Origin of the sequence: Mesorhizobium sp. M1A.T.Ca.IN.004.03.1.1 (assembly GCF_003997555.1) — a bacterium.
In the GTDB taxonomy this organism is placed as follows: Bacteria; Pseudomonadota; Alphaproteobacteria; order Rhizobiales; family Rhizobiaceae; genus Mesorhizobium.
On sequence record NZ_RZTV01000832.1, the window covers coordinates 1 to 247 of the forward strand.

Here is a 247-nt window from a genome sequence, read left to right on the forward strand (position 1 = left end):
GAGGAGCGCCTCGATCTCGAAGTGCGCCTTGGCCCGGTCGCCGACAGCAGCCTCGTCTGCCGGCGGATCGGCTGGACGACGGCCTTCCTCGTCGCGTCTCCCGCCTATCTCTCGCGCAGGGCGGCTCCACACGCCCCGAAGGACATCAAGGATCATGAATGCCTGTGCTACGCGAGGGCAGGCGAGGCCAATACATGGTCCTTTTCGAACGGCTCGGAAGATATATCGGTCAGGATCTCGCCGCGGC

At 65.2% G+C, this 247-nt stretch carries 1 protein-coding gene; it reads left to right on the top strand.

The window, feature by feature from the left end; genetic code table 11:
* Nucleotides 1-247 (top strand): LysR substrate-binding domain-containing protein (locus tag EOD29_RS34010; RefSeq protein ID WP_245475524.1); only part of this gene is annotated, 247 nt, incomplete at both ends.